Raw genomic sequence first — 20705 nt, 5'->3', positions numbered from 1 at the left:
TGCCTGCAGCGCCCGCTCCGAGCGGAGTGCCGGCCACCCGCAAGGTGCCCGCCGGAACGCTCTACCGAGGGCGCGAAGGCATGTGGTCCTGGGTCGCCCACCGCATCACCGGTGTCGCGATCTTCTTCTTCCTCCTCGTGCACGTGCTCGACACCTCGCTCGTGCGCGTGTCGCCCGAGGCCTACAACGACGTCATCGGCACGTACAAGAACCCGATCATGGGACTCGGTGAGGCCGGGCTCGTGGCCGCGATCGTGTTCCACGCGTTCAACGGCATCCGGATCATCCTGGTGGACTTCTGGGCCAAGGGCCCCAAGTACCAGCGCGTGATGCTCTGGGTGGTGATGGGTCTGTTCGTCCTGACCATGGCCGGCTTCCTGCCCCGTCACCTCATGCACGTGTTCGGAGGCGAGTGATGACCACGATCGCCGACCCGAAGGCACCGCGTCCCCCGAAGCCCCGCCCGGCCCGCCTCACCACCCGCGGCAACACCGAGCTGTACGGCTGGGTGTTCATGCGCGCGTCCGGCGTGATCCTCGTCGTCCTGATCTTCGGGCACCTGTTCGTCAACCTGGTCGCCGGTGAGGGCATCTCCGCGATCGACTTCGGCTTCGTCGCCGGCAAGTGGGCGTCACCGTTCTGGCAGATCTGGGACCTGCTGATGCTCTGGCTCGCGATGATCCACGGCACCAACGGCGTGCGGACGATCATCAACGACTACGCGGAGCGTGACGGTGTGCGGCTCGCGCTCAAGGCGTCGCTGTACCTGGCGTTCGTCGTCGTCGTCGTGCTCGGCACGCTCGTGATCTTCACGTTCGACCCGTGCCCGGACGGCTCCCCCGCGGACCTGCTGCCCTCGTTCTGCACCACGGCCTGACGCTCTCCCCTCAGAAACAGGAAGGCATCGACCCCGATGCAGACCCACCAGTACGACGTCGTGATCGTCGGCGCGGGCGGCGCCGGCATGCGCGCGGCCCTCGAGTCCTCGACCCGCGTGCGCACGGCCGTCATCTCCAAGCTCTACCCGACGCGCTCCCACACGGGCGCGGCGCAGGGCGGCATGTGCGCCGCCCTGGCCAACGTCGAGGAGGACAACTGGGAGTGGCACACGTTCGACACCGTCAAGGGCGGTGACTACCTGGTGGACCAGGACGCCGCGGAGGTGATGGCCAAGGAGGCCATCGACGCGGTGCTCGACCTGGAGAAGATGGGCCTGCCGTTCAACCGGACGCCCGAGGGGAAGATCGACCAGCGCCGGTTCGGTGGGCACACCCGCAACCACGGCGAGGCTGCCGTGCGCCGGTCCTGCTACGCCGCTGACCGCACGGGTCACATGATCCTGCAGACGCTCTACCAGCAGTGCGTGAAGAATGACGTCGAGTTCTTCAACGAGTTCTACGTGCTCGACCTGCTGGTGGACCACGACCTCGCGGCCGGCCACGTGCCGGACGGCGAGGAGGTCAACGTCTCGGGCGTCGTCGCCTACGAGCTGGCCACCGGCGAGATCCACGTCTTCCGGGCCAAGTCCGTCGTGCTGGCCACCGGCGGCGCCGGGAAGATCTACAAGACGACCTCCAACGCGCACACGCTCACGGGCGACGGCATGGCGCTGGCGTACCGCCGCGGCATCCCGCTGGAGGACATGGAGTTCTTCCAGTTCCACCCGACCGGTCTGGCGGGGCTCGGCATCCTCCTGTCGGAGGCCGCGCGCGGCGAGGGCGGCATCCTGCGCAACTCCGAGGGCGAGCGCTTCATGGAGCGCTACGCCCCGACCATCAAGGACCTCGCGCCGCGTGACATCGTCGCCCGGTCCATGGCCAACGAGGTGCGCGAGGGCCGCGGCGCCGGTCCCAACAAGGACTACGTGCTGCTCGACCTGACGCACCTCGAGCCCGCGCACATCGACGCCAAGCTGCCGGACATCACCGAGTTCGCGCGGACGTACCTCGGCATCGAGCCCTACACCGAGCCCGTGCCCGTGTACCCGACGGCCCACTACGCGATGGGTGGCATCCCCACCAACATCGAGGCCGAGGTGCTGCGCAACTCCACCGACATCATCCGCGGCCTGTACGCGGCCGGCGAGGTCGCCTGCGTCAGCGTGCACGGCTCCAACCGCCTGGGCACCAACTCCCTGCTCGACATCAACGTGTTCGGCAAGCGCGCCGGCATCTCGGCCGCCACGTACGCGCTGACGGCGTCGTTCCAGGAGCTCCCGGAGGACCCCGCGGCCACGGTCGTCGCCGGCCTGGAGGAGATCCGCACGCGTCCCGACGGCGAGCGCGTGGCGGACATCCGCAAGGCGCTGCAGGAGTCGATGGACCTCAACGCGCAGGTGTTCCGTACGTCGGAGTCGCTGATCCAGGCGCTCGACGACATCAAGGACCTGCAGAAGCGGTTCCGCCGGGTGTCGGTGCAGGACAAGAGCAAGATGTTCAACACCGACCTGCTCGAGGCCGTGGAGCTGGGCTTCCTGCTCGACATCGCGGAGACCGTCGTCGTCGGCGCCCTCAACCGTGAGGAGTCCCGCGGCGGGCACTTCCGCGAGGACTTCCCGGACCGCGACGACGAGGGCTACATGCGCCACACCATGGCCTACCGGCGCCCGCTGCCCGTCAAGGGCCACCGCCTGTGGGGCACCGAGGGCGACGGGGACCACAAGGGCTCGTTCGCGCACACCACCCTGTTCGAGGACTACCAGCTCGTGCTGGGCTCCAAGCCCGTCACGATGACCCGCTACCAGCCGATGGAGCGTAAGTACTGATGACCGCCACGCTCGACGCGCCCTCGGCCGCTCCCGTGATCCCGTCCTTCGACGTCACGCTGAAGATCCGGCGCTACCTGCCGGACGACGGCGCAGGCGCTCCGGAGCCGTACTGGGACGAGTTCACGGTCCGCGCCCACGGCACCGACCGCGTGCTCGACGCCCTGCACAAGGTCAAGTGGGAGGAGGATGGCTCGCTGACGTTCCGCCGCTCTTGCGCGCACGGCGTGTGCGGCTCGGACGCCATGCGGATCAACGGCCGCAACCGGCTGGCCTGCAAGACGCTGCTCAAGGACCTGGACCCGAGCAAGCCGATCATCGTGGAGCCCATCAAGGGCCTACCGGTGATCAAGGACCTCGTCGTCGACATGGAGCCGTTCTTCGCCTCCTACCGCGAGATCATGCCGTTCCTCATCACCACCGGGAACGAGCCCACCAAGGAGCGCCTGCAGAGCGCCGAGCAGCGCGAGCGGTTCGACGACACCACCAAGTGCATCCTCTGCGCGGCGTGCACCTCGTCGTGCCCGGTGTTCTGGACCGACGGGCAGTACTTCGGCCCCGCGGCGATCGTCAACGCGCACCGGTTCATCTTCGACAGTCGCGACGAGGGTGGCGCCCAGCGCCTCGAGATCCTCAACGACAAGGAGGGCGTGTGGCGCTGCCGCACGACCTTCAACTGCACCGAGGCGTGCCCGCGTGGCATCGAGGTCACCAAGGCGATCCAGGAAGTGAAGCGCGCGATGATCACGCGTGCCTTCTGACCCCCTCGTGACGTCCGACGGCCCCGCCGACGAGATCCCGCTGCCCGGCGGGAACGTCGGCGGGGCCGTCCGCGTCGGGGACACCGTCCGCCGCCCGACCGGCCCGTGGACCCCGGCGGTGCACGAGCTGCTCGACTTCCTGGCCGCCGCGGGACTCCCCCGCATCCCCCGGGTGCTCGGCATCGACGACCGCGACCGGGAGATCCTCACGTTCCTGCCCGGCCGCGTGCTCGACATCGGCCGCGAGACGCTCAGCGACGCCCAGGTCCGGTCGGCCATGCACTGGCTGCGCGAGTACCACGCGGTGGTCGCCGACTTCCCGCGGGAAGGTCGCCGGTGGCGGTTCGTCGAGCGCGCGCTCGAGCCGGGCGAGATCGTCTGCCACCACGACTCCGCGATGTACAACATGGCGTTCGACGGGGACGAGCTCGCGGGCGTCTTCGACTGGGACGTCGCCGGCCCCGGCATCCCGCTGGACGACGTGGCGATGTTCACCTGGAACAGCGCGGTCCTGTTCCCCGACGCCGACGCGGTCGAGGTGGCGCACGTCCTGCGCACGATCGCGGACGGCTACGGCGGCCTGGACCCGCACGCGGTCCTCGATCACGTGATCACCCGCATGACGGACGCGGCCGACCGCATCGCGGCCGCGCAGACGGCGGGCGACCCGGGGATGCTGCGGCTGGGCGAGGCCGGTGAGCCTGCGAGCACCCGCGCACGCCTGAGGGTGCTCGCGTCGCGCCTCCCGGTGCTCCACGCCGCGCTGGCCGCCGGGCTCTGACGGCTCAGCCGGGGCTGCCCGGGGGCTCGACGTACGGAGGGTCCGCGGTCCAGGCGGCTGCGAGCAGCATGATCCGCGCGACCAGGTTGACCCACACCAGGAGCGTCACGAGCACGGCGACGGAGGTGAACAGCGGGTTCCTGCTGACGCTCCCCGCCACGACCGTCGTACCGAGCGTCCGCACGACCCCGAGACCCGTCGCCGCGACGAGCGCCCCCCGGAGCAGGTCCCGCCGCGGCGGGTGCTCCGCGGCCAGCACCGAGACCACCAGCACGAAGAGCGCGACGTCGATCGCGAAGGCGACGAGGATGCCGAGCACCCGCACCACGGCGGTCGTCAGACCGTCCCAGCCGAGCGCGTCGAGGATCCAGGACGCCACCGTCCCGAGGCCGGTGGTCAGGGTCGCGGACAGCAGCACGGCGAACGCCATCCCGACGAACCCACCGAGGTCGCGAGCCTTGCCGAGCACCGGGTTGCCGCCGAGCTCCGTCGCGAACATCGCGCGCACCGACCTGCGCAGGGCCGTCATCGCCGCGATCGCGCTCAGCAGCAGCACCACGACCGCGACGATCCCCGCCACGGTCAGGTTGGTGGAGAGCTCGAGCACCTCCGGGTCGATCGCGCCCTCGCCGTCCCCGGTGTCGAGCAGGCGCGGATACGTGGTGTCGACGGCCTGGAGCACCCGCTCGCGCAGCTCGTCGTTGTCGCCGAGCACCGCGACGAACACCGTGTAGCTGATGGTCAGCGCGGCGAACACCGAGAACAGCGCCGCGTAGGCGATGCCACCCGAGAGGACACCGCCGCTGCGCGCGCGGAAGCGGGCGTTCGCCCGACCGGGACGCGTGTGCTTCCACCACACGAACAGGGCCTTGCCCCGCGCGGCCGGCGACGGCGGCCCCACCACTGCGCTCGCGACCTCGTCGGCTGCCATGCGCCGACCCTAGGTCGGGCCCGCGGACGCGGTACAGGCACCTGGTCCGCGCGCAGCGGGCGCACCTCAGGCGGTCGGTGCCGCGGGTTCCTCCGCCGCCGGCTCGACGAGCGGCGGGTTCGCGGTCCATGCGGCCGCCAGGAGGACGATGCGGGCGATGAGGTTGACCCACACCAGCAACGTCACGATCACGGCGACCGAGGTGAACAGCGGGTTCTTGCCCACGCTGCCGGCGACGACCGACGTGCCGAGGATCCGCACGATCCCGATGCCCACGCCCGCGATGACGGCACCCCAGCGCAGGTCCCACCATGCCGGGCGCTCATCGGCGAGGACCCACACGATGAGCAGGAACGTCGCCGCGTCGATGACGAACGCCACGAGGATGCCGAGCACGCGCGCCACGACCGTCGCCGCGCTCCCCCACCCGAGCGAGTCGAGGATCCACGACGCCGCGCTGGCCACGCCCGTGGTCACGAGCGCCGAGAGCAGCACGGCGAACGCCATGCCCGCGAAGCCGCCCAGCTCGCGGGCCTTGCCGAGCACCGCGTTCCCGCCGGGGCCCTCCTCGGCGAACATCGCCCGCACCGCGGTGCGCAGGGCCGCCATCGCCGCGATCGCGCTCAGCAGCAGCACGACGACCGCCACGATGCCGGTGACGGTCAGCCCGCCGCTGAGCTCGAGGGAGTCGGGGTCGATCATCCCGCTGCTGCCGTCACCGGTGTCGACGAGCCCCGGCAGAGACGCGTTGACCGAATCGAGGACCTTCTGCCGCAGCTCGTCGTTCCCGCCGAGCACCGCCATGAACACCGTGTAGCCGATGGTCAGTGCGGCGAACACCGAGAACAGCGCCGCATAGGCGATCCCGCCGGTGAGCACGCCACCGCCGCGGGCTCCGAACCGGGCGTTCGCACGGGCCGGCCGGGTGCGCTGCCACCACGCGAACGCCGCCTTGGCCTTCTGGATCAGCGACTGCTTCGGCCCCGGCTCCACCGGGTCCGGCGACGTCGCCACGGCGCGGGCGTGGGCGGCCCCGGCACCGACGGCCGGGCTCGTCTCGTCCGCCTGCGCGGGGGTGCCGTCGGCTGCCATGACCCGACCCTAGGTCGCGGTGATGGCCCCGGCATCCGCGGGAGAACCGGTGAGGCTGAAGTCACGCGCGGGCCGCCACACGCCGTCGTCGCCGTGCGCGTAGCTGTGGAAGCTGTCGACGACGAACGAGGCGTCGAAGTCGGCCAGCCCGTCGAACGCAGCGTCGAGCTGGTCGTCGGGTACCTCGTGCGCGACGGTCACGTGCGGGTGGTACCGGAACCGGAGCTCCTGGGCCAGCACCCCCGACCGCACGCTGCTCTCGAGCCGCTCGCACCCGGGCACACCGTCGGTCACCTGCACGAACACCACCGGTGAGACCGGCCGGAACGTGCCGGTGCCTCGCAGCCGGACGACGAACGGAGCATGCCGCGCCGCGATCGCCGCCAGGTGCTCGTCGACGGCCACGATCTCGCCGTGATCGATCACCGTCGGTCCCAGCAACGTGATGTGCGGCGGGATGAACTCGGCCCACGGATCCCCGAACCGCGCGCGGGCGGCCTGCAGCACCGAGCCGTACGGCTCGGGCACCGTGATGGCGACGCCGATCCGGACCTGGTCGCCGGACCGTTCCGGCAGCCTCACGCGCCCACCCGGGTGCGCGTGCGACGCGGAAGCAGACCGCTGCGGTCGTAGAGCCGCTCGAGCGTGCCGGCGGCGAGCTCGCTCGCGCGGTCCGCACCGTCCGCGAGGACGTCGTCGAGCGTCGCCGGGTCGGACAGGTACCCGTGCACCCGGGCCTGGAACGGGGTGAGGAAGTCGACCACCACGGCGGCCAGGTCCACCTTGAGGTCGCCGTAGCCCTTGCCCGCGTAGTCGGCCTCGAGCGCCGGGATCTCCCGGCCGGTCAGCGCCGAGTAGATGGTGAGCAGGTTGGAGACCCCGGGCTTGTGCTCGGGGTCGAACCGGATCTCGCGCTCGGCGTCCGTGACGGCCGACCTGATCCGCTTGGCCACCACCTTCGGGTCGTCCAGCAGCTCGATGAGACCGTTCGGGCTCTCCGCCGACTTGCTCATCTTGGCCGTCGGGTCCTGCAGGTCGTAGATCTTGGCGGTGGCCTTGACGATGTGCGGCTCGGGCACGACGACCGTGTCCGGGCCGAACCGCGCGTTCAGCCGCTGCGCCAGGTCCCGGGTGAGCTCGAGGTGCTGGCGCTGGTCCTCACCGACGGGGACGAGGGTGGTGTCGTACAGCAGGATGTCCGCCGCCATGAGCACCGGGTACGTGAACAGCCCGACGGTGGTGCCCTCGGTCCCGTGCTTGCCGGACTTGTCCTTGAACTGCGTCATCCGGTTGGCCTCGCCGAACGCCGTGTGGCACGAGAGCAACCAGGCCAGCTCGGCGTGCTCGGGCACCTGCGACTGCACGAACAGGATCGAGCGCGCGGGGTCCACGCCGGCCGCGAGGTACTGCGCGGCGGTGCGACGCGTGCGGTCGCGGAGCACGGACGGGTCGGGGCTCACCGTGAGCGCGTGCAGGTCGACGACGCAGTAGATGGCGTCGTGCTCCTCCTGCAGGGCGACCCACTGGGTCAGCGCACCCAGGTAGTTGCCCAGCTGGAGGGAGTCGGAGGTGGGCTGCATCCCGGAGAAGATGCGCGACTGCTGCGGCGCCAAGACCATCGGACCATTCTGTCAGGGCGGGAGGACCCGTCGTGCCGGGTGCCGTCCCGGTGGAGGGGGGCGTGAGCGGGAACCGGCGTCAGGTGGCCTCGTCGTCGTACGGCGTGGGGGGCGGCGTCGGCACGGAGGCCGCAGCGGCACCTCCCGTGGCCGCGCGCGCGGCCGCGGCACCGGTCACGGGGCGGGTGGCCGGGGTGCTCACGGGCCGCAGGGGCGGGTCGTCCTCCAGGAGCGCGTCGCGCACGATCCGGCGGGGGTCGTACTTGCGCGGGTCCAGCGCGGCCCAGTCGACGTCGCCGACCTCCTCGCCCAGCTCCTCGTCCACGCGCGCCTTGGCGTCCCGGACGAACTGGCGGCCGCGGCGCACCCACTGCCCGAGCTGCTCGGCATAGCCGGGCAGCCGCTCGGGGCCGATGACCAGCGCGGCGACGACGAGCAGCACCAGCAGCTCACCGCCGTTGATCCCGAACACCGGGTCAGAGTACCCCCGCGCGCTGAGCCCTCCGGGGTCAGTCCGTGGGCGACTCGTCCAGCTTCACGCGGACGTCGCGCTCGCTGGAGCCGCTGCGCACGTGGAGCACGATCGTGTCCCCCGGCGTCCGCGCGCGGATGGCCACGATCAGCTCGTCGGGGTCGGTCACGGGGCGGCCGTCGATGGCCAGGATGACGTCGCCGGGGTGGATGCCGGCGCGCTCCGCGGGACCGTTGGCCGTGACCGGCTGGCGGTCCTCCTGCGCACTCGACGACACCTGCACGCCCTCGCCCGTGTACCGCTGGTCGAGCAGCACCCCGATGATCGGGTACGTCGCGCGGCCCGTCTCGATGAGCTGGTTCGACGTGCGCCGCACCTGGTTCGACGGGATGGCGAACCCCAGCCCGATGCTGCCGCCGACGAGCGACGTGGACCCCGGGGGCTGCGCGATCGCCGAGTTGATCCCGATGACCTCGCCGGCCGCATTCACCAGCGGGCCTCCGGAGTTGCCCGGGTTGATCGCGGCGTCGGTCTGGATCGCGTTGATGAACGCCTGGTCGTCCGGGTCGTCCGAGTCGCCCGCGGAGACCGGTCGGTTGAGCGCGCTGACGATGCCGGTGGTCACGGTCCCCGCCAGGCCGAGCGGCGCCCCGACGGCCACGACGGCATCACCGACCACCACCTGGTCCGAGTCACCCAGGAGCAGCGGGGTCAGGCCCTGCACCGCCACCTTGAGCACGGCGAGGTCGTAGTCGGCGGTCCGGCCGACGACCGACGCGTCCTGCTCGCTGCCGTCGACGAACGTCACGGTGATGGTGGTGGCCGCGTCGTCCGCCTGCGCGATCACGTGGTTGTTGGTCACCAGGTACCCGTCGCCGCGGAGCACGAACCCCGAGCCCGTGGCGCTGCCCTCCGGGCCGTCCACCTGGATGGAGACGACGCTCGGCAGCACCCCGGCGGCGATGCCCGCCACCGACTCCGGCGAGCGCACGATGGTGTTCGAGCCCGCGGCGGCGACCGGCAGGCCCGCGTCGGCCAGGTGGTCGTCCTCGCCGAGCCGCGAGCCGACGACCCCGCCGATCGCCCCGGCGGCGAGGGCGAGCACGAGGAGCGGCACCAGCCACGCGGCCGAGAGCGTGCGGCGGCGCTTGCGGTGCAGGACGACGGTGTGCGGAACGCCGCCTGCTCCTGGTGGGGGCTCCTGCGTCGGCGGCGTCATCGCGTACGGGACGCCCGCCCACCGGTCCGGGCCGGGCTGCGGCGCGGGCGTGCCGTACGGGTTCGGCGGCGCGAAGGGCGAGGCCGGCACCGAGCCGTGCGGCACGGACCAGTGCGACCCGGGCGGGCGGACCTGCTCCGGGGCGGTCGCGGGGCGCGGGCTGGTCGGAGCGACCTCGGGCTCGGCGGGCCTCGGCGCTGGGTCCTCGACGGTGACCGTGGCAGGCGTGGGGGGCAGAGCTCGACGGCCCGACGGCGACGCGAACGGGCTCTCGGGCCGGTCCGCGGGCGTCTCTCCGCCGGGCACCGGGACGGCCTGCGCGTCGTCGGGGGTCGTCATGGCCGTTCGAGCGCTCCTGTCACCGTGGCCCAGCCGCGCGTGATGCGCGCCGGTACGCCGTCGTCGAAGGCGCCGCCCGGAAAGGCTCCCACAAGTGTCGCGGCGGAGTCCGAGGACTGCGAGCCGACCACCTGCACGACCGTCCCATCCGCCTGCCACACGACGTGCCACGGCTCGAACGAGAGCACGTAGACCTCACGTCCGCCGACCTCGGCGGTCGGCGCACCGGCCAGCGCGGTCGTGTCGAGGCGGCCCTGCTGCTCGGTGACCACGAGCGAGGTGTCGTCCGGTCCGAGCACGTCGATCTCGAGCACCCGGGAGTCGTCGCCGGACCAGCGCACCGCGGTGACCGACCAGCCGTCGGGCAGCTCGGACGGGAACGACCAGGCGTGCGACCGCAGCCACGTGACGGTCTCGCCCGTGGTGTCGGCGACGGGCACGGTCGAGGAGCCCAGCTCGCCGGCCCCCGAGGACGGGTCCACGGTGATCGCCTGGCCGAGCAGCCCGAGGTCCACCCCGGGGTGCATGGTGGGCACGACGTCGGGACGCTCGCCGAGCACGAAGAGCATCGCCGCGACCGCACCGACGCCCGCCATGGACCCGGCGGCGATGCGCACCGAGGACCGGCGGTGCCCGACGTCACCGCGCAGCGAGCCACCCGAGCGCCAGCCCCGGCTGCCGAGGCCGCCGCTGGCGACGCCGTAGGACGCGAGCTCGTCGCGGGTCTGCCGCACCGGGGGCGCGAACAGGTCCGCCGCCGACGGGTCGGGGCCGCAGCCGAGGGACAGGAGGCGCGCGGTCAGGTCGGGGGCCGGGGCGACCTCGTCGGCGGAGGCCAGTGCGCGGCGGGCCGCGCGGGACGCGGTGAGCTCGGCTGAGCACTCGGGGCAGACCGCGACGTGCGCGAGGGCCTTCTCGGTCTCCGCCACCGAGAGCTGCCCGTCGACCAGCGCGCTGATCCGCGACCCGAGGTGACTCATCCGAGGACCGTCAGCGGTGAGGCGTCAGCGGGGTCGGCGGAGGCGAGGGCGTGCGGGGCGCGGTGCTCGAGGGACACCCGCAGCCGCGCGCGAGCGCGGTGGATGCGGGAGCGGACGGTGCCCAGCTTGATGCCGAGCGTGACGGCGATCTCCTCGTAGGAGAGCCCCTCGATGTCGCAGAGGACGACGGCGGCTCGGTACTCCGGCGCCAGGTCGTCGAGGGCTCGCTGGATGTCCAGGTCGAGGTTGCCGTGCTCGAACGCGCGCTCCGGGGCACCCAGCTGGTCGCCCGAGGCGTAGCGCTCGGCGTCCTCGCCCATCGCGTCCATGCGGATGCGCTGCTTGCGGCGCGCCTGGTCGAGGAAGAGGTTGGTGGTGATGCGGTGCAGCCAGCCCTCGAACGTGCCGGGGGTGTAGGAGTGCAGCGAGCGGAACACGCGGACGAACGTCTCCTGCGTGAGGTCCTCGGCGTCGTGCTTGTTGCCCGTGAGGCGGTAGGCCAGCCGGTACACCCGCGCGGAGTGGTCGCGGACGATCTCCTCCCATGACGGTGCCTGCCAGGCGGCGGGCTGGGTGCTCATGGGGTCGGTCTCCTCGGTGCGTGCCATCGTGCTCCAGTGTCCCAGGTGGAACTGTGAGCCTCGAACGCTAGGAACGCCTACGGCGGGCGAGAAGTTCCGCTGGTAGCGGAGGCCCCCGCCTCCCGCACCCGCCCCGAGGGCGCGACTACGCTGGCCGCGACCGTTGCACCAGCCCGTCATCCGCCCCAGGAGGCAGCCATCTCCACCGACAAGGCCCAGAGCTGGGTCTACTGCGAGGAGTTCCTGCAGGAGGACGACATCGTGCTGCGCGCCCGTGAGCGTGCCGCGCAGCTGGGGTGCACACCGGTCCTGCCCGGGTCCGGCGCCGCCCTGAGCGTGCTGGCCGCCGCCGTCGCGGCCCGTGCCGTGGTCGAGATCGGCACCGGCGCCGGCGTCGGCTCCCTCTACCTGCTCCGCGGCATGCCCGCGGACGGCGTTCTCACCACCATCGACCTCGAGGTCGAGCACCAGCGCGCCGCCAAGGAGGCGTTCGCGGAGGAGCGCGTCAAGCCCACCCGCACGCGCACCATCTCCGGCCGCGCCCTCGACGTCGTGCCGCGGCTCACCGACGGCGGCTACGACCTCGTGTTCGTCGACGCCGACAAGGAGAACTACCCGGGCTACGTCGAGCAGGCCGTGCGCCTGCTGCGGCCCGGCGGCGTGCTCGCCGTGGACAACGCCCTGTGGCACGACCGCGTGGCGGACCCCGCCCGGCGCGACGAGACCACGACCACCATCCGCGAGGTCGGCCGCATCGTCCGCGCCGACGACCGCCTGCTGCCGGCCCTGCTGCCCACCGGTGACGGCCTGCTGGTCGCGGTCAAGCGCTGACGCGGTATGGCCGGAAGAAGTCGCGCAGCTCCTGCGCGTAGAGCTCCGGCTCCTCGATCGGCGCGAAATGCCCGCCCCGTGGCGGCTCCGTGACCCGGACGACGTTCGCCGTGCGGTCCAGCCACGCGCGCGGCGGCCGGACGAGGTCGCCGGGGAACAGGGAGAAGCCGGACGGCACCTCGACGCGGCGGGCGTGCTGCTCGGGCGCGATCGCGGAGTTGGCGCGGTACATGCGCATCGACGAGCCGATCGTGCCGGTGAGCCAGTAGATCGTCAGGTTCGTGAGCATCTCGTCGAGCGTGAGGCTCCGGTCGCTCCAGGACCGGAGCTTCTCGACGATCCACGCGGCGAGCCCCGCGGGTGAGTCGGTGAGCCCGACGGCGGCCGTCTGCGGCTTGGTGCGGTGCATCGCGGCGTACGCGCCCTCCGACCCGCCCCACGCGGCGGCACCCGCGAGGAAGTCGCGCTCCTCGGGCGCGAGGGTCGCCGGGTCCCCCGTGAAGACCGGCAGGCCCCCGTCGGTGCGGTGGACGGCGACGACGCGGTCGGGGTGGTCGAGCGCGAGGAACCGGCTGACCCCGCTGCCGATGTCCCCGCCCGCCGCGCCGAACCGTTCGTAGCCGAGGACGGCCATCAGCCGGGCCCACAGGCCGGCCACGGCGACCGTGTCGAGCGCCGGACCGGTCGGGCGGTCGGAGTACCCGTAGCCCGGCATGTCCGGGACCACGACGTCGAACGCGTCCGCGGGATCGCCGCCGTGCGCGCCCGGGTCGGTGAGCAGCGCGATCACCTGGCTGTACCGCCAGAACGAGTCCGGCCAGCCGTGGCTGAGGACCAGCGGCAGCACCGGCCCGCTCGGCGCGACCGCGCGCGCGTGCACGTAGTGGATCCCCAGCCCGGCGAGGGCGACCCGGAAGTGCGGCAGCCGAGAGAGCGCCGCCTCCTGCGCGGGCCAGTCGAACCCGTCCGCCCAGTACGCGACGAGCTCTCGCAGGGAGGCGACGTCCGTCCCGAGCGACCAGCCAGCATCCTCCGGTGCATCCGGCCAGCGCGTCGCGCGCAGGCGGGAGCGCAGGTCCGCCAGTGCGGCGGGGTCGGTGTGCAGGGTGAACGGCTCGGGGCGGGGCGGCACGTCCGGCATGCCGCTCAGCCTAGGGCGACGACCCGCAGTGCTAGGGCGTATGACACGGGCAACAGCTGCGTGATGACAAGCCTCGAGGGCGGTGCTAGCGTGGCAAAACCGACCGGTCGGTTTGTGTAGGAACGCCTGCGGGCACGTCCGTCCGCGGGCTCCATCCGAGAGAGGACACACCGTCGTGACATCTCTGAGCTCGTGGCGCCGAGCCGTCGCCACCACTCTCCTGACCACCACGCTCGTCGTCGGGAGCATCGCCGCTCCGGCCGTCGCCGCGGACAACCCCTACCAGCGGGGCCCGGAACCCAGCAGGAGCAGCATCGAGGCCGCCCGCGGCGCGTTCGCCGTCGCGCAGACGTCGGTCTCCCGGTACCTCGTCACCGGTTTCGGCGGAGGCACCATCTACTACCCGACCGACCAGTCCCAGGGCACGTTCGGCGCCGTCGTCGTCTCGCCCGGGTACACGGCACGGCAGTCGAGCATCGCGTGGCTCGGCCCGCGCCTCGCGTCCCAGGGCTTCGTCGTGCTCACCATCGACACCACGACCGTCTACGACCAGCCGGCCTCGCGCGGTGACCAGCTGCTCGCGGCCGTCGACTACCTGACCCAGCGAAGCTCCGTCACCGGGCGGGTCGACGCCGGCCGGGTGGCCGTCATGGGTCACTCGATGGGCGGCGGGGGCACGCTCGAGGCCGTCAAGGACCGCCCGACCCTCAAGGCGGCGATCCCGCTGACCCCCTGGAACGCGGACAAGACCTGGCCGGAGGTCACCACGCCCACCCTGGTGATCGGGGCGGAGAACGACTCCATCGCGCCCGTGGCGTCGCACGCCCGGCCGTTCTACCAGACGCTTCCGTCGGCCACGCCTCGCACCTACCTGGAGCTGCGCGGGGCGAGCCACTTCGCACCGAACTCCGCGAACACCGCGATCGCCTCGTCCTCGATCTCGTGGCTCAAGCGGTTCGTGGACGGTGACACCCGGTACACGCAGTTCCTCTGCCCGGGACCGTCCGGCTCGGCGTACTCCGCGGTGAGCACGAGCTGCCCGTTCTGACCTTCGGGCCGTGCACCCCGTGCCGTGACGAGACCCGTCACGGTGCGGGGTGCGCTCAGCGCAGGTCGTCGAGGTACCGCAGCAGGAGGCGGGCGCCGAAGCCGGTCGCACCCTCGGTGACCTCGTGCTTGTCCGAGGTCGAGCGGGCGGGCCCGGCGATGTCGAGGTGCGCCCAGGTGCGCGCACCGACGAAGTGCCGCAGGAACAGCGCCGCGGTGATCGATCCGCCGCCGATGTGCTTGTCGACCGGCACGTGCCGCAGGTCGGCGACGTCGGAGTGCACGGCCTCCTCGTACTCCTCGACCAAGGGCATGTGCCAGGCCAGCTCACCGGACGCGTCGCCGGCCGCGACGAGGGCGGTCACCAGCTCGTCGTCCGCCGAGTAGAGCGCGGCGTGCTGCTTGCCGAGGCCCAGGGTCGCGGCGCCGGTGAGCGTGGCGACGTCGATGAGCACGTCCGGGTCCAGGGTGGCGTCCGCCCAGGCCAGCGCGTCGGCGAGGACCAGCCGGCCCTCGGCGTCGGTGTTGGCGATCTCGACGGTGGTCCCGCCCCACATCGTCAGGACGTCGCCGGGTCGGTAGGAGGCACCGCCGACGTGGTTCTCGGCGAGGGGCAGCACGGCCGTGACCCGGTGGGCGACGCCCGCGGCGGCGGCACCGAGCACCGTGGCCAGCGCCACGGCGGCACCGGTCATGTCGGTCTTCATCGGGACCATGGCCTCGCGCGGCTTGATCGAGATGCCGCCCGTGTCGAACGTGATCCCCTTGCCGACGACGACGACGTGCTTGCCGCCGGCGTTCGTGGGCGTGTACGACACGGTGACCAGCCGGGGCGACGACGCCGAGCCGGCGCCGACCGCGAGGATGCCCCCGAAGCCCTCCGCGGCGAGCTCGCGCGGGCTGCGGACCGTGACCTCGAGGCCGGCCTTCGTCGCCAGGCGCTTGGCCTGGTCCGCCAGCCACGCCGGTGTCTTGGTGCTGGCGGGGGTGGCCGCCAGGTCCCGGACCAGCCAGGTGGCAGCGGCAGCGGTGTGGCCCTCCGCGACCGCGGCGGTGGGTCGCATGCCGTCGCGCCCCAGCAGGACCAGCTCTGCCGCCCCGCGGGCCGGGGAGTCCGAGGTGGCCGCCGTCGGCGGGACGTACGCGGCGAGCAGGTAGCCCTCGGCGACGGCTCGCGCCGCCGTGGCAGCAGTCGAGTCGTCCTGGGCGGCCTCGGCCCCGAGCGTCGTGACGACGCGGCGCAGCCCGCGCGTCGACCGCGCGAGTGCGGCACCGGCACGGCGCAGGTCGACGGGACGGCCGGAGCCGACGCCCACCAGCACGAGCCGCGGCGGGAGTCCCGACCACGGCAGGGTCACCGACGAGCCGACCGGCCGGGGCAGCTGGAGGACGTAGATGTCCCCCGCCGCGCCCGTCAGCCGTGCGCGCTCGCCGATCTCGGCCAGGTCGACCCCGTACCGCGCCGCGGCCTCGGCGGTCCCCTGGAGCGGGCGCAGCGCGTCGTCGCCCGCACGCGCAGGTGCCACGGGAACCGCGACCGCGTCGGTCGAGCCGTCGGTCAGCAGCGTCGTCGTCGCGATGCTGCCGCCGTCGACGGTCACCGCCGGGGGCGTGCGACCGATCGAGGAGCTCGTGCTGACCCGTGCCATCGTCAGCTGACGACGGACGTCAGGGCCTCACCCAGCTCCGCGGCCTCGGTCGCGTTGAGCTCGACCACCAGCCGTCCACCGCCCTCGAGCGGCACGCGCATCACGATGCCGCGCCCCTCCTTCGTGACCTCGAGCGGGCCGTCACCGGTCCTCGGCTTCATCGCGGCCATGCGGGGCCTCTCCTTCAGCTCGTGCGTCCGGTGCGCGACTCGTGGGGGCGTTTTCACGCACCCCACGTCGGCCTCGTCTACCGGTTGTCCGCGGTCCATCCTAGTTCACCCGAGGCCCCTCACCTGTCCCGATGCCGGTCAGGCCACCGATCGGACGTACGTCCAGTCCGCTCTCGGGGGTCGGCGACCGGTCACGGCGGCCAGTCGGCCACCGGGTTGGCGTGCCACATCTGCCGGACCCACAGGACCTGGAGCCCGAGCATGAGGACGACGACCGCTCCGAACCACCACCGCCGGGCCGCCGGAGGCCGCGTGACGACACCGGCGGTGACCGCAGCGAGGGGGAACGCCAGCAGGAGGAACCGGGCGAGGCTGCTGCCCGGCTCGACGACCGCGGCGATGTAGACGATGTAGGCGGCGGCCCATGCGTGCAGCTCGTTGCCCAGGCGCCAGGCGGCGGGCACGACGAGCACCGCGATCACGAGCGCGAAGCCGGAGACCACCACGAGCAGCGCGCGCGGGCCGAACCAGAACTGCGGCACGTAGAACCAGCCGCCGAACGGTGCGACCTCGGGGACGCCGCGCCACGCCTCCTGCGTCTGCAGGTACCCGTCCGGCACACCGGTCGCCCAGCCGCAGATGGCGGGCCACAGGAAGCCCGACGCGGCCGACAGGAACGTCAGCGCCCCCAGCCCCACGCCCGTGCGCCACGTCCAGGTGTCCGTCCCGCGCCGCGCGGACCACCAGCGGACCGCGGCGTGCACCACGACGACCGCGGCCATCGGCAGCGCGACCGCCCGCGTGAACCCCAGCGCCACGACGACGAGCGCCATCCACCCGTAGTCGCGCCGGATGAGCAGGAGCAGCGCGCTCGCGATGAGCAGCAGGGCGAGCGCCTCGGTGTATGCGACCTGCAGGACCGCGGCGGTCGGGAACACGCTGACCAGGGCGACCGAGGCGAGCGGGAGCCCGGGCCGGGCGGCGACGGCCCGCGGTGCGCCCCGCACCACGGTCTGGTGGATCGCCAGGACCGCACCCGCGCCGAGCACCAGCGCCAGCAGCGGCGCGACGACGTCCCACGAGCCGCCCGTCAGCTGCATGAGCCCACGCGCAAGCATCGGGAAGAGCGGGAAGAAGGCCCAGGCGTTCTGCTGGACGAGCCCGTTCTCCCCGCGCGGCAGCTCGGCCGGGTACCCGTTCTCCGCGACGTTGCGGTACCAGGAGCCGTCGAACATGAAACCCACGTACGGGAAGTAGTCCGGGTGCTCGGCGGTCCACGGGTTCTGCTCCTGGACGCTCGCCACCCAGAGGAACACGACGGTCGTGAACAGCCGCGCGGCCGCGTACACGGCGAGCACCTGGACCCACCAGGGCCGGCTCACCGTCCAGGCCCACGCGCCTGCCGTCGCCGGTTCCGGGGCAGCCTCCCGCACCTCGCTCACGCCAGCCCCCTGACCGCCCGGGCGGGGGGTCGGTCCCCGCGGATGGACGCGACCATATCGAGGGTGCGCCGGGTCGCGCGCACGTCGTGCGCCCGGAACACCCGGGCACCGAGCCACGCGGCCACCGCGGTCGCGGCGAGCGTGCCCTCGAGGCGCTCCTCGGCGGGCAGGTCGAGGGTCTCCCCCACGAAGTCCTTGCGCGACAAGGCCATGAGGACGGGGAAGCCGAGCGAGACGAGGGCCTCGGTGCGCCGGACCAGGTGCAGGGAGTGCCACGTGTTCTTGCCGAAGTCGTGCGTCGGGTCCACCAGCACGCTCGCGGGGTCGATGCCGAGCGAGACGGCCCGCTGCGCCGCGGCCGACACCGTGCGGACGACGTCGTCGAGCACGCCGTCCAGGGGCACCGGGCCCGGGTACTCGACCCGGAACGGGTCGGTGCGGGGGCGGGCGCCACCCGTGTGCGAGCAGACGATCCCGAGGCCACGCTCCGCCGCGACCTCCATCAGCGCCGGGTCGTGCCCCGCCCACGTGTCGTTGATCAGGTCGACGCCCTCGTCGGCGGCCGCGCGCGCCACCTCCGCGCGCCAGGTGTCGACGCTGACCAGCAGGTCCGGGTGACGGGCGCGAACTCTCCTGACCAGCGGGATCACGCGGGCGATCTCCTCGTCGACCTCCACCCGCGGTCCGCGGCCGGCCCGCACACCGCCGAGGTCGACGATGTCGGCGCCCTCGTCGGCAGCCCGAGCGACCGCCTCGTCGGCCGACGAGTCGTCGTGCCGGGCCGGCGCGTAGAACGAGTCCGGGGTCCGGTTGACGACCGCCATGACGACCGGCCGGTCGGGCCCGATCTCGCGCCCGCGGAGGCGGAGGACCGCACCGACCGGTGGGGTCGTCACCGGCCCGAGTCCTCGGCAGCCTGCTCCGCGCGCGCGTTCGCCACGGCGGCCGCCTCCTCCGCCGCCCGCAGCTCCGCACCGCGCTCGAGCACGATCTTCACGGCCTCCTCGGCCGTGTCGACGACCTGCAGCAGCTCGAGGTCGGCGGCGGAGATCATGCCGCGGTCCAGCACGGTGCTCCCCACCCAGTCGAGGAGGCCCTGCCAGTAGTCGCGGCCGACCAGCACGATCGGGAAGCTGATCACCTTGTGGGTCTGCACCAGGGTCATGGCCTCGAAGAGCTCGTCGAACGTGCCGAACCCTCCGGGCAGCACCACGAAGCCCTCGGAGTACTTCACGAACATCGTCTTGCGCGCGAAGAAGTACCGGAAGTTCACGCCGAGCTCGACGTACTTGTTCATCCCCTGCTCGAACGGCAGCTCGATGCCGAGCCCGACCGAGAGGCCGCCCGCCTCGAGCGCGCCCCGGTTGGCGGCCTCCATGATCCCCGGGCCGCCGCCGGTGATCACCGCGTACCCCGACTCGACCAGCAGCCGCGCGACCTCCGTGCCGAGGGCGTAGTCCGGGTGGTCCACGGGCACGCGCGCCGAGCCGAACACGCTCACTGCCGGACCGACCTCGGCCAGCGCGCCGAACCCCTCGACGAACTCGCTCTGGATCCGCATCACGCGCCACGGGTCGCCGTGCACCCAGTCGGCGCTGCCGTGGCCGCTCAGCAGGCGCTGGTCGGAGGTGGTCTTCGGGATCTGCTCGCCGCGCAGCAGGACCGGCCCCTTCCGGTAGCCGTGGCCGGGCGCGGACACACCGTCGTCGCTCATGGGCCGACTCTAGGTCGGCCGGGGGCCTGCGGCGGACGAGTCACCCAACGTTCACCTCAGGAGGTCAGCCACGCCCGCAGGGCCGCATGCGCCAGGGTGATCTGCCCGACCGGGCAGTGCTCGTCGTCCTTGTGCGCGAGCAGCGGGTCACCGGGGCCGAAGTTCACGGCGGGCACCCCCAGCTCGGAGAACCGGGCGACGTCCGTCCAGCCGTACTTGGCCGCGGGCACGCCGCCCGTCACGCCGAGCACGGCCCGCGCGAAGTCCTGCGCCGCCGGGTCGTCCAGGCCGGGACGCGCGCCCGGTGCGGCGTCGGTGAGCACGACGTCGAAGCCGTCGAACAGCTCGCGCACGTGCTCCGTGGCCTGCTCGACGGACGCCGAGGGTGCGAACCGGTAGTTCACCGTGACGACGCACGCGTCGGGGATGACGTTCGCCGCCGTGCCCCCGGAGATGAGGACCGCATTGAGGCTCTCCCGGTACACGAGCCCGTCCACCTCGACCTCCGCGGGCGTGTACGCCTCGAGCCGCCGCAGCACCTCGCCGGCGGCGTGGATCGCGTTGCGGCCCATCCACGCCCGCGCCGAGTGGGCGGCGACGCCCGCCAGCCGGACCTCGGCCCGCAGGGTGCCGTTGCAGCCGCCCTCCAGACCGCCGTTCGTCGGCTCGCACAGCACGGCGAAGTCGCCCGCCACCCAGTCGGGGTGGTTCCGCACCAGCCGCCCGAGGCCGTTGAGGTCCGCGGCGACCTCCTCGTGGTCGTAGAACACCCAGGTGACGTCGTGCGTCGGCTCCGTCAGCTCGGCGGCGAGCGCCAGCTGCACCGCGACCCCGGCCTTCATGTCGACGGTGCCGCGGCCCCACAGCTCGGCCAGCGCGCCCTCGCCGATGAGCCGCGTCGGCAGGTTGTCGGCGATCGGGACGGTGTCGAGGTGCCCCGCGATGACGACGCGCGACGGGCGTCCCGTGTGCGTGCGCGCGACGACCGCGTCCCCGTCGCGCAGCACCTCCAGGTGGGCGTACCGGGTGAGCGCGCCCTCGACGGCGTCGGCGATCGCGCGCTCGTCGCCGCTCACCGACGGCAGGTCGCACAGGGCGCGCGTGAGGGACAGGAGATCGGTGCCGAGGTCGAGGGTGGCCACGGGCCCGACCCTAGCCCGCTCGGGTGGTGA

The 20705-nt window shown here is 72.9% G+C and carries 22 protein-coding genes; 7 read left to right on the top strand and 15 right to left on the bottom strand.

From position 1 onward, the window contains the following. The first annotated feature begins 26 nt into the window (after positions 1–26). From sdhC to ASD18_RS18985, 5 genes are read left to right on the top strand one after another with little or no spacing between them, the layout of a single operon-like run. The gene (sdhC, locus tag ASD18_RS19005) at positions 27–416 is read left to right on the top strand and encodes a succinate dehydrogenase, cytochrome b556 subunit (RefSeq protein WP_156388106.1); all 390 of its coding nucleotides are present in this window, start codon (positions 27–29) and stop codon (positions 414–416) included. Beyond that, complete coding sequence (gene sdhD, locus ASD18_RS19000; protein ID WP_056096077.1) at positions 416–877, top strand: succinate dehydrogenase, hydrophobic membrane anchor protein; 462 nt, start codon at positions 416–418, stop codon at positions 875–877. Before sdhC ends, sdhD begins: the two co-directional genes overlap by 1 nt. 36 nt (positions 878–913) lie before the next feature. Further along, positions 914–2764: a succinate dehydrogenase flavoprotein subunit gene (gene sdhA / locus ASD18_RS18995; RefSeq protein ID WP_056096074.1), complete on the top strand. Its 1851-nt coding sequence runs from the start codon at positions 914–916 to the stop codon at positions 2762–2764. Next, entirely contained in the window at positions 2764–3525 is a 762-nt protein-coding gene (locus ASD18_RS18990) for a succinate dehydrogenase iron-sulfur subunit (RefSeq protein WP_056096071.1), read from the top strand. Before sdhA ends, ASD18_RS18990 begins: the two co-directional genes overlap by 1 nt. After that, positions 3515–4306 (top strand): phosphotransferase, encoded by a 792-nt coding sequence (locus tag ASD18_RS18985; RefSeq protein WP_235522471.1) that lies wholly within the window; start codon positions 3515–3517, stop codon positions 4304–4306. The genes ASD18_RS18990 and ASD18_RS18985 overlap by 11 nt, the downstream gene beginning before the upstream one ends. A 4-nt stretch (positions 4307–4310) precedes the next feature. On the opposite strand, the gene ASD18_RS18980 is transcribed toward ASD18_RS18985, so the two are convergent. From ASD18_RS18980 to sigE, 8 genes are all read right to left on the bottom strand, one after another. Next, positions 4311–5237, bottom strand: a complete 927-nt coding sequence (locus ASD18_RS18980) for a YihY/virulence factor BrkB family protein (RefSeq protein ID WP_056096064.1) — start codon at positions 5235–5237, stop codon at positions 4311–4313. 66 nt (positions 5238–5303) lie between these two features. Further along, the gene (locus ASD18_RS18975) at positions 5304–6329 is read right to left on the bottom strand and encodes a YihY/virulence factor BrkB family protein (RefSeq protein WP_056096061.1); all 1026 of its coding nucleotides are present in this window, start codon (positions 6327–6329) and stop codon (positions 5304–5306) included. Between the two features lie 9 nt (positions 6330–6338). Further along, complete coding sequence (locus ASD18_RS18970) at positions 6339–6911, bottom strand: 2'-5' RNA ligase family protein (protein ID WP_056096060.1); 573 nt, start codon at positions 6909–6911, stop codon at positions 6339–6341. Beyond that, positions 6908–7948, bottom strand: a complete 1041-nt coding sequence (trpS, locus tag ASD18_RS18965; protein WP_056096057.1) for a tryptophan--tRNA ligase — start codon at positions 7946–7948, stop codon at positions 6908–6910. The genes ASD18_RS18970 and trpS overlap by 4 nt, the downstream gene beginning before the upstream one ends. Positions 7949–8027: 79 nt before the next feature. Continuing rightward, the gene (locus ASD18_RS18960) at positions 8028–8420 is read right to left on the bottom strand and encodes a twin-arginine translocase TatA/TatE family subunit (RefSeq protein WP_056096054.1); all 393 of its coding nucleotides are present in this window, start codon (positions 8418–8420) and stop codon (positions 8028–8030) included. A 37-nt stretch (positions 8421–8457) separates the two neighbouring features. Continuing rightward, entirely contained in the window at positions 8458–9978 is a 1521-nt protein-coding gene (locus ASD18_RS18955; protein WP_056096052.1) for a S1C family serine protease, read from the bottom strand. Next, entirely contained in the window at positions 9975–10958 is a 984-nt protein-coding gene (locus ASD18_RS18950; protein WP_056096049.1) for a zf-HC2 domain-containing protein, read from the bottom strand. Before ASD18_RS18950 ends, ASD18_RS18955 begins: the two co-directional genes overlap by 4 nt. Then, on the bottom strand, positions 10955–11539 hold the full coding sequence (gene sigE, locus ASD18_RS18945) for an RNA polymerase sigma factor SigE (RefSeq protein ID WP_056096484.1): 585 nt from the start codon (positions 11537–11539) through the stop codon (positions 10955–10957). Before sigE ends, ASD18_RS18950 begins: the two co-directional genes overlap by 4 nt. A 198-nt stretch (positions 11540–11737) precedes the next feature. On the opposite strand from sigE, the gene ASD18_RS18940 reads away from it, so the two are divergent. Continuing rightward, the gene (locus ASD18_RS18940) at positions 11738–12370 is read left to right on the top strand and encodes an O-methyltransferase (protein WP_056096044.1); all 633 of its coding nucleotides are present in this window, start codon (positions 11738–11740) and stop codon (positions 12368–12370) included. Here ASD18_RS18940 and ASD18_RS18935 read toward each other — a convergent pair. Further along, a complete protein-coding gene (locus tag ASD18_RS18935; protein ID WP_056096040.1) occupies positions 12360–13511 on the bottom strand; it encodes an epoxide hydrolase family protein in 1152 nt (383 codons plus the stop codon). The genes ASD18_RS18940 and ASD18_RS18935 overlap by 11 nt on opposite strands. Before the next feature lie 175 nt (positions 13512–13686). Between ASD18_RS18935 and ASD18_RS18930 the strand changes: the two genes are divergently transcribed. After that, positions 13687–14559, top strand: coding sequence for a dienelactone hydrolase family protein (locus tag ASD18_RS18930; RefSeq protein ID WP_056096038.1), 873 nt, complete (start codon positions 13687–13689; stop codon positions 14557–14559). Between the two features lie 55 nt (positions 14560–14614). Here ASD18_RS18930 and ASD18_RS18925 read toward each other — a convergent pair whose 3' ends face one another. The 6 genes from ASD18_RS18925 to dapE all read right to left on the bottom strand — a co-directional run bounded on the left by ASD18_RS18925 (position 14615) and on the right by dapE (position 20675). Beyond that, complete coding sequence (locus ASD18_RS18925; RefSeq protein ID WP_056096035.1) at positions 14615–16207, bottom strand: M17 family metallopeptidase; 1593 nt, start codon at positions 16205–16207, stop codon at positions 14615–14617. A gap of 2 nt (positions 16208–16209) precedes the next feature. After that, positions 16210–16377: a DUF3117 domain-containing protein gene (locus ASD18_RS20865; protein WP_013772033.1), complete on the bottom strand. Its 168-nt coding sequence runs from the start codon at positions 16375–16377 to the stop codon at positions 16210–16212. Positions 16378–16568: 191 nt separating this feature from the next. Next, positions 16569–17819 (bottom strand): hypothetical protein, encoded by a 1251-nt coding sequence (locus ASD18_RS18920; RefSeq protein WP_056096032.1) that lies wholly within the window; start codon positions 17817–17819, stop codon positions 16569–16571. Continuing rightward, positions 17816–18715, bottom strand: coding sequence for a dihydropteroate synthase (folP, locus tag ASD18_RS18915; protein ID WP_200938642.1), 900 nt, complete (start codon positions 18713–18715; stop codon positions 17816–17818). The genes ASD18_RS18920 and folP overlap by 4 nt, the downstream gene beginning before the upstream one ends. Beyond that, positions 18712–19533, bottom strand: a complete 822-nt coding sequence (locus ASD18_RS18910) for a TIGR00730 family Rossman fold protein (RefSeq protein WP_056096022.1) — start codon at positions 19531–19533, stop codon at positions 18712–18714. Before ASD18_RS18910 ends, folP begins: the two co-directional genes overlap by 4 nt. Before the next feature lie 56 nt (positions 19534–19589). Further along, the gene (dapE, locus tag ASD18_RS18905; protein ID WP_056096019.1) at positions 19590–20675 is read right to left on the bottom strand and encodes a succinyl-diaminopimelate desuccinylase; all 1086 of its coding nucleotides are present in this window, start codon (positions 20673–20675) and stop codon (positions 19590–19592) included. Positions 20676–20705 lie beyond the last annotated feature (30 nt).

The sequence above is a fragment of the Cellulomonas sp. Root137 genome (assembly GCF_001426725.1).
GTDB lineage: Bacteria > Actinomycetota > Actinomycetes > Actinomycetales > Cellulomonadaceae > Cellulomonas.
This window is presented reverse-complemented; position numbering and strand designations above follow the sequence as displayed.

Coding starts and splice junctions, on each gene's coding strand:
- sdhD (WP_056096077.1), top strand. CDS start 416: ATGACCACGATCGCCGACCCGAAGGCACCGCGTCCCCCGAAGCCCCGC.
- sdhA (WP_056096074.1), top strand. CDS start 914: ATGCAGACCCACCAGTACGACGTCGTGATCGTCGGCGCGGGCGGCGCC.
- ASD18_RS18990 (WP_056096071.1), top strand. CDS start 2,764: ATGACCGCCACGCTCGACGCGCCCTCGGCCGCTCCCGTGATCCCGTCC.
- ASD18_RS18980 (WP_056096064.1), bottom strand. CDS start 5,237: ATGGCAGCCGACGAGGTCGCGAGCGCAGTGGTGGGGCCGCCGTCGCCG.
- ASD18_RS18975 (WP_056096061.1), bottom strand. CDS start 6,329: ATGGCAGCCGACGGCACCCCCGCGCAGGCGGACGAGACGAGCCCGGCC.
- trpS (WP_056096057.1), bottom strand. CDS start 7,948: ATGGTCTTGGCGCCGCAGCAGTCGCGCATCTTCTCCGGGATGCAGCCC.
- ASD18_RS18955 (WP_056096052.1), bottom strand. CDS start 9,978: ATGACGACCCCCGACGACGCGCAGGCCGTCCCGGTGCCCGGCGGAGAG.
- ASD18_RS18950 (WP_056096049.1), bottom strand. CDS start 10,958: ATGAGTCACCTCGGGTCGCGGATCAGCGCGCTGGTCGACGGGCAGCTC.
- sigE (WP_056096484.1), bottom strand. CDS start 11,539: ATGAGCACCCAGCCCGCCGCCTGGCAGGCACCGTCATGGGAGGAGATC.
- ASD18_RS18935 (WP_056096040.1), bottom strand. CDS start 13,511: ATGCCGGACGTGCCGCCCCGCCCCGAGCCGTTCACCCTGCACACCGAC.
- ASD18_RS18925 (WP_056096035.1), bottom strand. CDS start 16,207: ATGGCACGGGTCAGCACGAGCTCCTCGATCGGTCGCACGCCCCCGGCG.
- ASD18_RS20865 (WP_013772033.1), bottom strand. CDS start 16,377: ATGGCCGCGATGAAGCCGAGGACCGGTGACGGCCCGCTCGAGGTCACG.
- ASD18_RS18910 (WP_056096022.1), bottom strand. CDS start 19,533: ATGAGCGACGACGGTGTGTCCGCGCCCGGCCACGGCTACCGGAAGGGG.